Origin of the sequence: Spirulina sp. CCY15215, from assembly GCF_016888125.1 — a bacterium.
GTDB lineage: Bacteria > Cyanobacteriota > Cyanobacteriia > Cyanobacteriales > Spirulinaceae > CCY15215.
This window is the reverse complement of sequence record NZ_JACSWA010000335.1, coordinates 1-13,754: the sequence shown is the minus strand read 5'-3', so window position 1 is coordinate 13,754 and position 13,754 is coordinate 1. Positions and strand designations below refer to the sequence as shown.

10 protein-coding genes are annotated in these 13,754 nt (G+C 42.9%); 5 read left to right on the top strand and 5 right to left on the bottom strand.

What is annotated here, in order from left to right:
• The first annotated feature begins 205 nt into the window (after nucleotides 1–205).
• The 5 genes from JUI58_RS06855 (at nucleotide 206) to selD (ending at nucleotide 7,831) form a co-directional block, all read left to right on the top strand.
• Nucleotides 206–973, top strand: a complete 768-nt coding sequence (locus tag JUI58_RS06855; RefSeq protein WP_204103017.1) for a Ycf66 family protein — start codon at nucleotides 206–208, stop codon at nucleotides 971–973.
• A 122-nt stretch (nucleotides 974–1,095) separates the two neighbouring features.
• Nucleotides 1,096–2,295, top strand: coding sequence for a 1-deoxy-D-xylulose-5-phosphate reductoisomerase (gene dxr, locus JUI58_RS06850; RefSeq protein WP_204103016.1), 1,200 nt, complete (start codon nucleotides 1,096–1,098; stop codon nucleotides 2,293–2,295).
• A gap of 30 nt (nucleotides 2,296–2,325) precedes the next feature.
• The gene (locus tag JUI58_RS06845; protein WP_204103015.1) at nucleotides 2,326–3,303 is read left to right on the top strand and encodes a 3'(2'),5'-bisphosphate nucleotidase; all 978 of its coding nucleotides are present in this window, start codon (nucleotides 2,326–2,328) and stop codon (nucleotides 3,301–3,303) included.
• Between the two features lie 196 nt (nucleotides 3,304–3,499).
• Nucleotides 3,500–5,521 (top strand): FAD-dependent oxidoreductase, encoded by a 2,022-nt coding sequence (locus JUI58_RS06840; protein ID WP_204103014.1) that lies wholly within the window; start codon nucleotides 3,500–3,502, stop codon nucleotides 5,519–5,521.
• A 60-nt stretch (nucleotides 5,522–5,581) separates the two neighbouring features.
• A complete protein-coding gene (gene selD / locus JUI58_RS06835; protein ID WP_204103013.1) occupies nucleotides 5,582–7,831 on the top strand; it encodes a selenide, water dikinase SelD in 2,250 nt (749 codons plus the stop codon).
• Nucleotides 7,832–7,946: 115 nt separating this feature from the next.
• Here the strand turns inward: selD and JUI58_RS06830 are convergent, their stop codons facing one another.
• From JUI58_RS06830 to JUI58_RS06810, 5 genes are all read right to left on the bottom strand, one after another.
• The gene (locus JUI58_RS06830) at nucleotides 7,947–8,066 is read right to left on the bottom strand and encodes a photosystem II reaction center X protein (RefSeq protein WP_204103012.1); all 120 of its coding nucleotides are present in this window, start codon (nucleotides 8,064–8,066) and stop codon (nucleotides 7,947–7,949) included.
• A 281-nt stretch (nucleotides 8,067–8,347) separates the two neighbouring features.
• Nucleotides 8,348–9,145, bottom strand: a complete 798-nt coding sequence (locus tag JUI58_RS06825) for a hypothetical protein (RefSeq protein WP_204103011.1) — start codon at nucleotides 9,143–9,145, stop codon at nucleotides 8,348–8,350.
• Between the two features lie 55 nt (nucleotides 9,146–9,200).
• The gene (locus JUI58_RS06820; protein WP_204103010.1) at nucleotides 9,201–10,226 is read right to left on the bottom strand and encodes an agmatinase family protein; all 1,026 of its coding nucleotides are present in this window, start codon (nucleotides 10,224–10,226) and stop codon (nucleotides 9,201–9,203) included.
• Nucleotides 10,227–10,596: 370 nt separating this feature from the next.
• Entirely contained in the window at nucleotides 10,597–12,702 is a 2,106-nt protein-coding gene (locus tag JUI58_RS06815; protein ID WP_204103009.1) for an iron uptake porin, read from the bottom strand.
• 112 nt (nucleotides 12,703–12,814) lie between these two features.
• Nucleotides 12,815–13,111, bottom strand: coding sequence for a 4a-hydroxytetrahydrobiopterin dehydratase (locus JUI58_RS06810; protein WP_204103008.1), 297 nt, complete (start codon nucleotides 13,109–13,111; stop codon nucleotides 12,815–12,817).
• Between the last annotated feature and the right edge of the window lie 643 nt (nucleotides 13,112–13,754).

The window sequence follows — 13,754 nt, the reverse complement described above, 5'->3', positions numbered from 1 at the left end:
CATTATGATTCGAGCTTTGCAGGCAACAGCCATCTCCTTTACGGATGATGCTATACGAGTTCAAGGTGAATAGCTTTGAATAGGTTAAATGTTGCACAAACAACCCCTGCCTCAAATTAACCCATGATTTCAGAAAGACCAACATTCTGTTAAATTAAAAACCACTGAGTGTTTTCTCGAGCAAACCTAAAGAGGAGTTCCAAGAATGCTGGCACACATCCTAGCAATAGCCGTCGGTTTGGGTAGCTTCGCCCTTTATATGGCAGCTTTCTTCTATCCTGAAATCTATCGCCGCAATGACTTTATCTGGAGTAGTGTAGGACTGTTCTATGCTTTAGTTTTGTGGATTTGTGCCGGACGCATCACAGGGGGAGTTTTATTAGGTCAAATGGCAGGAGTAGGACTTTTACTCGGTTTCGGGTGGCAACTCCTCGAATTGCGCCTGGAGAAAACCCCTCGGGAACAGCAAACGGAAGTTTCCCCGCAAGTTCAAGCAAGGTTAAGCCATTGGTTGACACCCCTCACTCAATTATTTAAGCAGTTGAGAACTACTTCTCCATTAGTTACTTCTCCATCAGTTAAAGTCGCCAAGGTTGAAGATGTGGGAGAAGCTGTCCTAGAAACACCATTTTCTGAACCTATTCGCGAAACATCTACAAAAATAGAGTCTCCACAAACTCCGGTAGAGATAGCCTCAGAAGCGATCAAGGCTGGGGAGGAAACTACCTCAAAACCGCCGCAAATGGATTCCCCGACACCTCTTGCGGAATCCTCAAAACCAGAGAAGGTCAGAGAAAATCTGGCAAAAAAAGAGGCAACTCAACCCAAACCCTCTAGGTCAAGCATGAGTGCAATTGATGATTTTTGGGAAGATGAGGTGACGATACAGGAAGACAAATCGGATATTCCTGAACCGGCGATCGTGGCTAATTTGGAGGATTTAATCAATCTCGATCGCCTCGGGGATAGTTGAGAAGCAGAAATGACCTACAAAATCGGAGTAGAAGGAGAGGGGTTGTTTTTTAGAAACAAATTAACTAGGGTAAACTTAACAAAAAATTCCGAATTATTAAGTTTAGTTAAGGGAGAAAGTCTGTGAAAGCGATCGCAATTCTTGGTTCAACGGGTTCTATCGGCACGCAAACCCTCGATATCGTACAACAATATCCCGATAGATTTCGGGTTGTGGGCTTGGCTGCCGGACGGAATGTAGAATTGTTGGCGGAACAAGTTCGTCAATTCAAACCAGAAATTGTCGCCATTCAGGATAAAACGAAATTTCCAGAACTGAAAGCGGCACTTGCTTCCCTTGACTATTCTCCCATTCTTCAAGCCGGGGAAGAGGGAGTAGTAGAAGTTGCGCGTTATGGCGACTCCCAAAGCGTTGTCACGGGAATTGTCGGTTGTGCGGGACTTTTACCGACCTTGGCAGCTATTGAAGCGGGGAAAGATATTGCTTTAGCAAACAAAGAAACTTTAATTGCGGGGGGTCCGGTTGTTTTGCCTTTGGTGCAGAAATATGGGGTTAAATTGCTTCCCGCAGACTCAGAACATTCAGCAATTTTTCAATGTTTGCAAGGGGTCCCAGAAGGGGGGCTTCGTAAGATTATTTTAACGGCTTCTGGGGGAGCTTTTCGGGATCTACCCGCAGAACAATTAGCTCGGGTTAAAGTTGCTGATGCTTTGAAACATCCTAACTGGACAATGGGACGAAAAATTACTATTGATTCGGCAACTTTAATGAACAAAGGGTTAGAGGTAATTGAAGCACATTATCTCTTTGGGATGGGCTACGACAATATTGAGATTGTTATTCATCCTCAGAGTATTATTCACTCATTAATTGAGGTACAAGATACATCAGTTTTGGCACAATTGGGTTGGGCAGATATGCGCTTGCCTTTGTTATATGCTTTATCTTATCCAGAACGCTTGGGAACTAATTGGGAACCATTGGATTTAGTGAAATTAGGGAGTTTGACCTTCACTGCACCCGATCGCCAAAAGTATCCTTGCCTAGATTTAGCTTATGCGGTAGGACGTGCTGGGGGTTCGATGCCTGCGGTTTTGAATGCTGCTAATGAACAAGTTGTCGCTCTATTTTTAGAAGAGAAAATTGGCTTTTTGGATATTCCTAAACTTATTGAAAAAGTCTGCGATCGCTTCCAATCTCAAAATAGCCAAACTCCCTCATTAGAGGATATTATTGCCGCCGATCGCTGGGCGCGTCAAGAAGCATTAGGGGAAATGAAAAAATTGTCCCAAGGCGATCGCGTTATTGCAGTCATGAGTTAAAGATTTCTTTATTCCCTAGGTTACTGAAAAATGGTTTACGAAAAAGAACGACAAACTGCGATCGCGGCCGTAACTGCGGCGGCCAAACTCTGCGAAACGATTCGCCGTAAAAAGTCTCAACCCCTGACCAAAGAAGATACTAGCCCTGTTACCATCGCTGACTTTGGCGCACAAGCAATTATCTGTCAGGCATTAGGAGAGAATTTCCCTGAAGATGCCATTATTGGCGAAGAAGATGCTTCAATTTTGCAACAAAGCGATCGCCAAGAAGTTTTCTCGGGGCTGGTCGGTTTAATACAGGATATTCTTCCCCACAGCACTCCTGATGATATTCTCCACTGGATCGATCGCGGTAACGGTAAAATTGCGCCTCGTTACTGGACTCTTGACCCTATCGACGGCACAAAGGGGTTTATTCGCGGCGACCAATATGCGATCGCCTTGGCTTTGGTGGAAAATGGCGATCTAAAATTGGGAATATTGGGATGTCCGGCTTTACCTCTAGATCCCACAGATGCAAACAGTGGGAAGGGACTAATATTTCTGGCGGTGCGGGGAGAAGGCACGCAAATGCTAAGTTTGGAAGACAACACTTCCCAAACTGCCAAGGTTAATGGGACAAATGATCCCCAAACCCTCAGACTGATTACCAGTGTTGAAGCTGGTCACAGCGATCGCAACAAACAAGAAGCATTAATGACAGCCTTGGGCATGACTTCCCCCCCTTTACGGATGGACTCTCAAGCCAAATATGCCGCCGTCGCCCGAGGAGAAGCCGATCTTTATAGCCGCATTCCCCCAAAGGATCGCCGGGATAAGCAAGAAAATATTTGGGATCATGCCGCCGGGGCGATCGTTTTAGAAGAAGCGGGAGGCCGCGTCACAGACCTCGATGGCAAACCCCTAGATTTCTCCTTGGGGGAGAAGTTAACAGCAAATCGCGGCATCCTCGCCAGTAATGGGATCATTCACGATCGCGCTTTAGAGTTTACCCACAAGAAAAACTAAGTGAAAACACCTAAAGTATTTAAAAAAGTTATAGATTGCTTTTTAGGGTTGACATTTCTAAATTTTGCTGTAATCTGGTAGTCAGGTGTGAGGAAAAAGTGAGAGAAGACGCTTGGGGTCGAAACAAGGAAAGACTCCCAAGCGTCTTTTCTCTTTTATAATTTATATTTATATTTATCTTTTGTATTTTTTCTTCATGAAAGTAATTTGGCAGAAATTATTATTTTCTCTTCCCTTCAGTCTATTGTTCCTCAGAACAGCAATTCTTCCCGTATTGGCTCGATCGCCAGATAAAATAGTTGAATGCGAAATCTTGATCATTGGGGGCGGACTGGCGGGAGTAGCGACGGCTTATGAGTCTCTACGGGACGGACGGACGGTTTGCATGACGGAGATTACCGACTGGGTAGGGGGGCAAATTTCCGCTCAAGGCACCTCCGCCCTTGATGAAAAAAGCAAACAGCGATCGCTCTTATTTTATCCCCAAGGGTATAACGAACTCCGCATTCGCATCGAAAAGAAATACGGTCGCCTCGATCCTGGGGAATGTTGGGTCAGCGAATCTTGCTTTCTGCCCAAAGATGCCCATAAAATTCTCACAGCACAATTACAACAGGCTGCCAAACGAGGACGAGGAACATTACACTGGTTTCCCAACACTGTTATTAAAGACTTAGAAATCAGTCCCCAAGGCAATATTATTCAAAGCGCGATCGCCATTCAACACCAACCCAAACCCAATACCCCTCCCCTCAACCAAGAAACTCTCTCCCAAACCATCGAAGACGCTTATACTTATACCGACTCCTCTCGCTTCAGCAAAACGATTATTCAATTTCTGCCCAAATTAAAAAACGATCCCAGCTTGGCTAATTGGTATATTATCGATGCCACGGAAACGGGGGAAATCATTGCCCTTGCTGATGTTCCCTATCGCCTCGGGATCGATCCCCTCTCCTCTGTCGAACCCTCTTCCTCGGGCAGTATTACCCAAGGAAATCCCTACTGTACTCAAGGGTTTACCTATACTTTTGCCATGGAAAAAATGGCAGCAACGCAGACTTATGATGTGCCTGCCTTCTATAGCCAATACGAACCCTACTACAGTTACGAACTCTCTCGCTTTGCCAGTATCGATCTTCTCTTTAGTTATCGCCGCATCTGGAGTCCTAAAACAGGAGAAATGGACAGTTTTGGCGGCATTCGCTGGAGTAAAGTCACCCCTGGGGATATATCTATGCAAAACTGGACTTGGGGAAATGACTATCGCCCAGGGACGGAAAGGGATAATTTAATTTATACTCGTTCTCAATTGCAACAGATGGGACAGTTGCAATCAGGGCAATGGCTGGGAGGACTACGAACAGAAACACTACGCAAAGGCGAGGAAAATGCGATCGGCTTTTTCTATTGGTTGGTGCAAGGAACCACCGACTCGCGGTTAGGTGCAGGAGTCAAGCAAGGCGATCGCACCCATCGCTATTTGACAGGTTTAGATTCCCCTATGGGAACAATGCACGGTTTATCAAAGTATCCCTACATTCGCGAAGGTCGTCGCATTATTGGTCGTCCTTCTTTCGCGTATCCCGAGGGTTTTATGGTAACAGAATTGGATATCTCTGCAAAGAACTATCGCGATGAATACTATCAAAACACTTTACCAGGGAAAATGTATCGGGAGATGTGGACGAGATTGGCTGGATTGGGCATTATTGATGTAATTATGGACGATATTCCCACAGAACGCATTACCCGCCGCACCCGTTCGACTCTCTATCCCGACTCGGTGGGAATTGCTCAATATAATATTGATTTTCATCCTTGCATGACTCTTTCTCCTCCGGAACTTCCTGGCAATACGGAACGAGAGGGAACAAGGCAGGGTGCGGGTTTGACCTATCCGGCACAAATTCCTCTGCGTGCTATGATTCCTCAAAAAGTTGATAATCTCTTAGTTGCAGGAAAAAGTATTGCTACCAGTCATATTGCTGCTGCGGCCTATCGGGTGCATTCCTTTGAATGGTCCGTAGGGGCAGCCGCAGGGATGACGGCTACTTATGCCCTAGAAACTAATATTATGCCCTATCAACTGGTGGAAACAATGCCTCGATCCAATCCGCAATTACAAGAGTTAAAATTGCGATTGGTGGAAAGAGGTAATCCCAATGCCTTTCCCGATGCTTCCATTTTTAATTTAGATTGGGATGCTTGGAAATAGTTTGGCTATTATTTATAAATTCTTTATAAATAAGAGTATGGCAGGAAACAGGTAAATAAAATGCTTGATGATTATCCAATTATAACAGATTTAGTGCTGATTGGTGGAGGACATAGCCATGCGATCGCCTTGAAACTATTTGCTATGAATCCTATCTCTGGATTGAGAATTACGCTGATTTCTGATGCTTTACATACTCCCTATTCAGGGATGCTTCCAGGTCATGTTGCTGGATTTTATTCTTATGATGAAAGCCATATTGATTTACAGCGTCTTTCTCGTTTCGCCAAGATTCAATTATACCATGATCGCGCGATCGGATTGGAGCTAAAAAATAATAAAGTTATTTGTCAGAAACATCCTCCTGTTGCTTTTGATTACTTATCTATTGATATTGGTAGCACTCCTGTTAAAAATGCTGTTGTCGGTGCCGCAGAATATGCGATTCCTGTTAAACCTGTTCCTCGCTTTTTAAAACAATGGGCAACAATTGTCGGAGAAATTGAAGCAAATCCTCATAAATCTCATACTCTGGCTGTTGTAGGAGGAGGTGCGGGAGGGGTTGAATTAATGTTAAATTTACAAGCAAAATTAGAGAATATTTTTAGGCGATCGCAATATCCTTTAAAGAATCTTAAATTTCTTCTTTTCCATCGCGGTAGAAGTTTAATGACGGGTCATAATTCTTGGGTTAGTAGGCGATTGACACAGATATTAAAAACTCGTAATGTAGAATTGCACTTATCAGAAACAGTTTCGGAAATTCAACGCGATCGCATTATTTGCGAGTCTGGTTTAACGAGAGAATATGATTATATTTTTTGGACAACTCAAGCATCAGCACCTGCTTGGATTCAAGAATCGGAATTAACGACGAATTCTCGCGGTTTTATTTTAGTTGAAGATACGCTTCAATCTGTTTCTCATTCTCATATCTTTGCTACGGGAGATATTGCGACAATGAAGAATCATCCTCGTCCTAAAGCGGGGGTTTTTGCGGTTCGTCAAGGAAAGCCTTTATCTGAAAATTTACGCAATATTATCCTCGATCGCCCCTTAAAACCTTTTATTCCTCAAAAACAATATTTAGCTTTAATTGGTACGGGAGATAAAAGTGCGATCGCCTCTCGTTCTTTTTGGGGATTACAATCTCCTTTATTATGGCATTGGAAGGATTGGATCGATCGCGAATTTATGAATCGTTTCGATCGCTTACCTCCCCTGTCTCCTTCCCAAAATAGAGAAATTAAAGATAAAATTCCTCTACCTTCAGATATCCCAACGATGTATTGCGGAGGTTGTGGATCGAAGGTGGGAGAAACAACGCTAAAACGAGTCTTAAATCGCTTAGAAATCCTACAAAACTCTGATATTATTATCGGTTTAAATACTCCCGATGATGCAGCTATTCTTCGCAGTCCAGATCATCAATATCTCGTCCAAACTATCGATCATTTTCGCAGTTTAGTCAACGATCCTTTTGTTTTTGGTCAAATTGCGACCCATCATAGTTTAAATGATTTGTTTGCTATGGGAGCAACTCCAAAAAGCGCTTTAGCAATGGTTAATATTCCTTTTGGAACAGCAAAGAAAGTCGAAGAAACATTATATCAGCTTCTTTCTGGGGCGATCTTTGTATTAGATGCAGCGCAGGTTTCTCTCGTGGGTGGACATACTATTGAAGATCGAGAATTGGCTTTCGGTTTAGCTTGTAATGGCTGCATTCATCCCGAACAAATTTTGCGAAAAAAAGGTATGAAACCAAGTCAAGTTTTAATCCTTACTAAAGCGATCGGAACCGGTACATTATTTGCTGCGGATCGGTGCTATCAAGGGAAAGGAAGATGGATCGAAAAGGCGATCGCCTCGATGTTATTATCCAATCAAATTGCAGCCCAAATTTTGCAGAATTGCGGGGCGAGTGCTTGTACTGATGTGACGGGTTTTGGCCTCTTGGGACATTTACAAGAAATGGTACAAGGAACACAAATTGCGGTAGAATTAAACATAGAAGCAATTCCGATTTTAGAAGGCGCGATCGCGACAATGCAAGAAGGATTTTTTAGTTCTCTTCACTTGCAGAATGTCCGAGCTTCTGCTATGGTGGAGAATGGAGAACAATTTAAGTTATCCCCTCTTTATGCTTTACTGTTCGATCCGCAAACATCGGGAGGATTATTGACTTCAATTCCAGCCGATCGCCTAGAATCTTGTTTGCAACAACTACAAGCAGCCGGATATTCAGAGAGCGTTTGTATTGGCAGAGTTACAGAGAAAGATGCTAACAAAAAAGCGATTGTATTGGTATAGTAAGGCGATCGCAGATTAAAAATAAATAACTAAAATATAATACTACCTCGGTGTTGCCATACCGAGGTAGTATTATTGAACAGTATTATTGAACAGTGTTATTGAGAAGATACTTTTAGGTACGGGAAATTTTATCAGATTGGCTGATAATCAGAAGACCAAGAACAACAGGAACGACAACAACTAATGCTCCAGCAATGAGGCTAAAGAAAAAGTTAGATAATGTTGGTGTCATAATTTTAAAATCCTTTTTTTGTTTCAAATTTAAGCAGGAATGCAAATGAACAACAAGAATCTGTCTGTAATATCCAGTCAGAATTCTTCTTTGTTCTGCTTTTTTCCCATTGTAAAGGTTTTTGACACATTGTTTCGCTTTCTATCCCAGGCGATCGCCCAACTTTCTCGAAATTTTCTCTCAGTGTCCTAAGTCTCAGGGTTTTGGGGGATTCTTCAGGGACATCCCTTAAACATTTTTGAGAATGCGATCGCCTCTAACAAGATTTTTAATTACGGTATTTATATAGATAACAGCAAAATCGCATAGATTCCTGCTCCCATTATAAAGGATGGGAAACAACTTTCTTTGCTATCTGGCAGTTCTTCCTTTAAAACATTTAAAATCAAACCTCCAGCGACTAAACCCCATAATACAGCCAGAAATGCCTCCGGTAAATGGAAAGCACTTCCGATAACCCAACCCGCTATTAAAGCACCCGCTAACACCCATCTGCCAATTTTATCGTAAGGCTTTTTATGATGTTCTCGTAAACTGCGATCGTTGATTAAAAAATGCAAAGTAAGGGCAACAGATAGTAAAATAGCGGGTACTAATCCCTTCTCCTCTGTATTGCTCAATAGTTCGCCAATGAGAGCATTATAGAAGGCAAATGCACCGATATGCACCCAAAAAACTCCTTGGCTGGTGCAGTCTTCTCCTGATGCTTGTAAGTTCGCTTTGCGTGAATTATCTGCTAATAATTCCAATCCGTAAAAGAGTGCTAACCCAACTAAAGCCAAGAGATAAGCGTGTTTTTCCCAAAAGGTAAGCCACATCAAACCAGATTCTTCAATTTCCATCTGTGCAGTACTTAATTCCGGTAGGATATCTAGAAAAACATAGGCGATCGAAACCCCTGCACCCAAGGAAATCCAACGAAATTCAGGAATGATTTTATTGAGCCATTCCATCTTACCCACATAGATATTAATTAAAGCAAGAAGAATCGGAAAAATAACGGCGAGTATTGGCAAAATAGGGTTAGATGAGTGCATCATTCCTGCATGAGATTCAACTAACAAATAAAGCGGAAACATCGTAAAATTACTCCTAAAGTAAATTATTTTCTATGCTTCTGGGTTTGTGGAAATATTAAGTTGCTTGAGAAGCAAGCATAAAATTAGAGAGTTTGTAAAGCAGTCTTGCTCCAACATTACCATCCCATTCATCATTTCCGGGAGCAACTTCACAGAGGTCGCAACCAATAATAGTTTTCCCTGCTTTAACCACTTCTCGCAGTAAATAAATAGCTTCATTGAATTGCAATCCTCCCGGTATCGGTGTTCCAGTATGGGGGCAAAATTCTGGACTCAAGCCATCAATATCAAAACTTATATAAACACGGTCGGGTAATTGCGTTACGATTTCTTGACATTGTGCTGCCCAAGTCATACCAGAAAAAGCATTATCTTTAAGTTGCCAGTCATCAAAAGCAATGATTCTTTCATCTTGTTGAATGCGTGCAATTTCTGCTTGACAAACATCGCGAATTCCCACTTGAACTAAGCGATTAATATTCAGAATTTGCAAGACATGATACATAATCGAAGCATGAGAATGAATAAAGCCTTCATAACCATTTCGCAAGTCCGCATGAGCGTCAATTTGCAAAATACCATAGCTGGGATATTTTTCTGCAAGGGCTTGCATATAGCCTAAAGGAACGCTATGATCGCCTCCAATTAAGGCAATAAGTTTATTTTGTTCGAGGAATATTTTCGTGTGTTGATAGACCCAATTATTTAATTCAATACTGGCTTGATTAACAGCTTTTAATTTCTGAGTAATAATAGAAGCGTCGATTTTACCTCCGTTTTCAAGGTGTTGAATTACTTTTTTTGCCTGCGATCGCATTTCTTGATTTTTCTGGTAAATTTCCTCAGAAATGGGAAAAGTAGCGCGAGGAATGCGCCAAATATCGGGAAAATCAAAATCGTGCCATTCGAGTTGATAAGAAGCCTCTAAAATAGCTTGGGGACCCTTTGCTGTTCCTTCTCCATAAGAGGTGGTAACATCCCAAGGAATGGGAAAATAAACAAGATTTGCTTCTTCAATATTTGAGGGAAGACCAAAAAAGTTACCATTGAAGGGGCTAATATCATTCGGATCGAGATACATGGGTAATCATGCGTTTGGATTTACATATTATTACATATTATTAAAGTTCTAGAGAGACTTCATGACAAATTTAACTAAGACAAAAATAGGAACTTGTTGTTCGTAAGCGGATTTTAAAATCCCTCGTAATTCGTGATATTCTCGGGCAAGATATTCGCAAACATAGCCAGCACTTGTTCTTCTTGGCTAACATCGGCTTGTAGCGCGATCGCCTCTCCACCTTCGGCTTTAATCTCCTCAACGACTGCATCGGCACTTTTAACGCTGTGAGAGTAGTTAATGCTAAAACTGCATAGATCGAGAATCTATAAAAATCCTGTAGGGATGTTAAATTTAACGTCCCTACAGGATTTAAAGAAAGCGAGTTAGTTTAGAACGAGAAAGTCGTTCTTAAAGTACCAATAATATTCGACTCATCGCGAACATCTTGGTTAGGACTCAGAACCCAAACCACACCAGGAGTAATGGAAATATTATCCGTTACTTGGTATTTATAGAATCCTTCAATGTGCCAGACATCATCGATCCGACCGCGATCGCGTTGAACTCCGCTTGCACGAATTCCTTTCAAAGTCGGTTGAATCCCAGCATAAATGCCAAGAACATTCCCTTCTTTACCAAGGTCGGGTAAAGCGAGACCGAGAGAATAAGACCAGATGTCAGCATTGCCTCGTCCTAACAGAATGGCGCTGGTGTAAGTAACACCGCCATTAATCACGAAACTCTCGCTAGGACGGACGGAGAACTCAGCACCATAGGAGTTCGTGACCATCGGAATTCCACCCGTATTGTTGTCTAACAATACCCAAGGATTATTGGAAGTATAACTTCCTACTAATCCGTTTTGTCCGGATTGACGAGCGCGACCTTCAGCATAAATGGGGCTACCACTAGCATGATAGCCATTGATATAGGTTAATCCCAAGCCAAAAGTATCGCTGACGTTAGCGTTCAAATGACCCATGAAAGCGTAATCGCCATTGAATAACCCAGAACCAGAACCAGGAGTAGCGGCATTACTACCGGCAAAATAACCCAAGGTTAAGGTACTCGGACCGAGAATGCTTTCAATGGGAGTAAAGCCAAAGCTCAATGCTGCACCGGAACCACCACCAACTCGGAAGATGGAGTTGCGCTGACCAAAGGTTGAGATGGAACCATTCCCTCCATCAAAATCTTCAAAGTAGGGGTTTAATGTAGGCGCGACATCGCTCCATTTCCCGCCAGTAGCTGCAACGTAGGCTTGAGAATTGAGATATTGGAAGTAGTAACCCAACCAATCGATATAAACGTCATTTCCCGTGCGATCGCTGGGAATATTGAAGGTTTGATTGGCAGCAAAGGAACTGGTATTGCTGAGGTTATTAACAGATCCTGTACTGAAGGCAGTTAAATTACCCGCCGCTAACCGCGTCACTAAGCGATCGTTACCGGAAAAACTGGTATTGAATTCGAGACGAACGCGATCGCCAAAGGCAGATTGACCGACGCTTGAAACTGTGGAAGAAGCATTGGTATTGCCACCAAAGTCATTGGTTAAGCCAAAGATAACTTCTCCACCCAGTTTTGTTGTTGTGGAGAACTGATGATCTTCGAGGAACGCAACGCGACCTTCAAGATTATCAACGCGAGTGCCAAGAGTGGCTAATTCTGCTTCAAATTCTTGAACGAGACGCTGCAATGCTTCCAAATCTTGACGGGTGACAAAATCGGCTGTAGAAGCAGCAATTAATCGCTCGATTTGTTGCAAACAAGCATTTAAACCGGCTGCAAATTCGTAACGAGTCAGGGCGCGACTGCCTCGGTAGGTGCCGTTGGGATACCCTTTGAGACAGTCGTATCTTCGGACTAAATCATCTAAGGCTTGATAAGCCCAGTCGCTCGGGGATACGTCGCTGAAACGAGCCGCACCAGGAACACCTTGACCCATGCTGCCATTGGTGTCTTCGTTGCCGTACTGGTTGATGCGATCGAGAACTTCGTTATTGCTGGTAGGGGACTCATAAACCTGAGCGAGTTGCTGGGGTGGAGCCGATAAACCTAAAAGTTCTTCGATGTTCTCGTCTTCAGTACGAGCTAATTCTTCTAATTCTTCAGACTTAGCCGCGATCGCAGTTGCTGCATTTTCAGTTGCTGTATTTTCAGTTGCTGTATTTTCAGTTGCTGTATTTTCAGTTACTGTACTGATCGCAAAATCTGCTGCCGGGAGTGCTTCTGGGAATACTTGAGGGGTGACATCGGCGATCGCCTTTGCGCCAATTGCTTTAGTTTTTCCTGTTTTGAGGGCGATCGAATCCGTTGCTTCTGTTTCAGCCTTCAATTCCGCTTGAAGTTCGAGGGAACTCCCCGTTTTGCTGCTTTCCTGAGAAGTGTCCGGTTCAACGGCGATCGCGGCTGAAGTAGATACAAGAGTCAGTGCCATCCCCAGAATAGCTGGACTCTTTAATAATTGTAATTTCCAAAACTGCTTGTCCATAGTTTTTCTCGTCCTCACACCTTACGCTTAGGATGACAATTTGATATTTTAGCCTAGCATGGTATCAGGAAAGATAGTTCAGTTGAAGCTATCTCCCCTTCTCCGCATAATCTTACCGCAAAAGTTTCTCAACCAGTTCAGAAATTGTCATAGCCATGTCAAAATCCTTAGAGGTCAAACCTCCCGCATCGTGACTGGTCATGCTGACTGTTACCTTATTATAAGAAATTTCCAGATCGGGATGATGCCCAGCAGTCTCAGCCGGTTCGACTAACTCATTAACAAAGGCGATCGCAGCGATAAAATTTTTAAATCTAAATGTTTGTTGAATGACTTTTCCGTTCTGTTTCCAGCCTGTCAATGTTTTCAGCCTTGCTTGAATTTCCGTTTGATTTAATAATTGTGTCATCTCTCTTTTCTTTATCTCTTATTTTTCTTACCTTAAAAACTATCCGCTCCTACATTTTGCATTGCCTCTAGGGTTTTGCTGAAATGTAAGAGCGGTCTAGCAAGGGTCTTCTTGGTTAAAGCCTAACTGCCGGAAGGAACTCCAGCCCTCGAGTTCAGGTAATTTAAGTTACTAGACAAAATTAGTTTTGTTTTCCTAGCTTTGTTTTCGCCTCATTAAACCACCGATCTCGAATCTTAGAGAGCGGCTCCGGCGCACAGCCGACTATTGTTAACCAGAAGACCCATAACTTTACTACTATCATCAATCATGGGCATCACCTCCTTATTTCCTAAATGGTTTAATTTCAAAACACTTATTTGGTTTAAGGTCTTTGACCTGTTTCCCAAGATAGCACCTTTTTGGCAAAATAAAAACCCCCAATTAAATTGGGGGTCAAACCCGAGTAAAACTCAAGAGAATCTCTTTTGAGTTTTTATAGGACTTACGCATTAACGGGCAAGATGCCCGCACTACCATAGCCAGAGAATACAGTAGTGGGAGCGTCTCGCTCCCTAGCTGCACTCGCTCCCTAGCTGCACTCGCTCCCTAGCTGCACTCGCTCCCTAGCTGCACTCGCTCCCTAGCTGCACTCGCTCCCTAG

Coding starts and splice junctions, on each gene's coding strand:
- JUI58_RS06815 (WP_204103009.1), bottom strand. CDS start 12,702: ATGGACAAGCAGTTTTGGAAATTACAATTATTAAAGAGTCCAGCTATT.
- JUI58_RS06855 (WP_204103017.1), top strand. CDS start 206: ATGCTGGCACACATCCTAGCAATAGCCGTCGGTTTGGGTAGCTTCGCC.
- selD (WP_204103013.1), top strand. CDS start 5,582: ATGCTTGATGATTATCCAATTATAACAGATTTAGTGCTGATTGGTGGA.
- JUI58_RS06825 (WP_204103011.1), bottom strand. CDS start 9,145: ATGTTTCCGCTTTATTTGTTAGTTGAATCTCATGCAGGAATGATGCAC.
- JUI58_RS06845 (WP_204103015.1), top strand. CDS start 2,326: ATGGTTTACGAAAAAGAACGACAAACTGCGATCGCGGCCGTAACTGCG.
- JUI58_RS06840 (WP_204103014.1), top strand. CDS start 3,500: ATGAAAGTAATTTGGCAGAAATTATTATTTTCTCTTCCCTTCAGTCTA.
- JUI58_RS06810 (WP_204103008.1), bottom strand. CDS start 13,111: ATGACACAATTATTAAATCAAACGGAAATTCAAGCAAGGCTGAAAACA.
- JUI58_RS06830 (WP_204103012.1), bottom strand. CDS start 8,066: ATGACACCAACATTATCTAACTTTTTCTTTAGCCTCATTGCTGGAGCA.
- JUI58_RS06820 (WP_204103010.1), bottom strand. CDS start 10,226: ATGTATCTCGATCCGAATGATATTAGCCCCTTCAATGGTAACTTTTTT.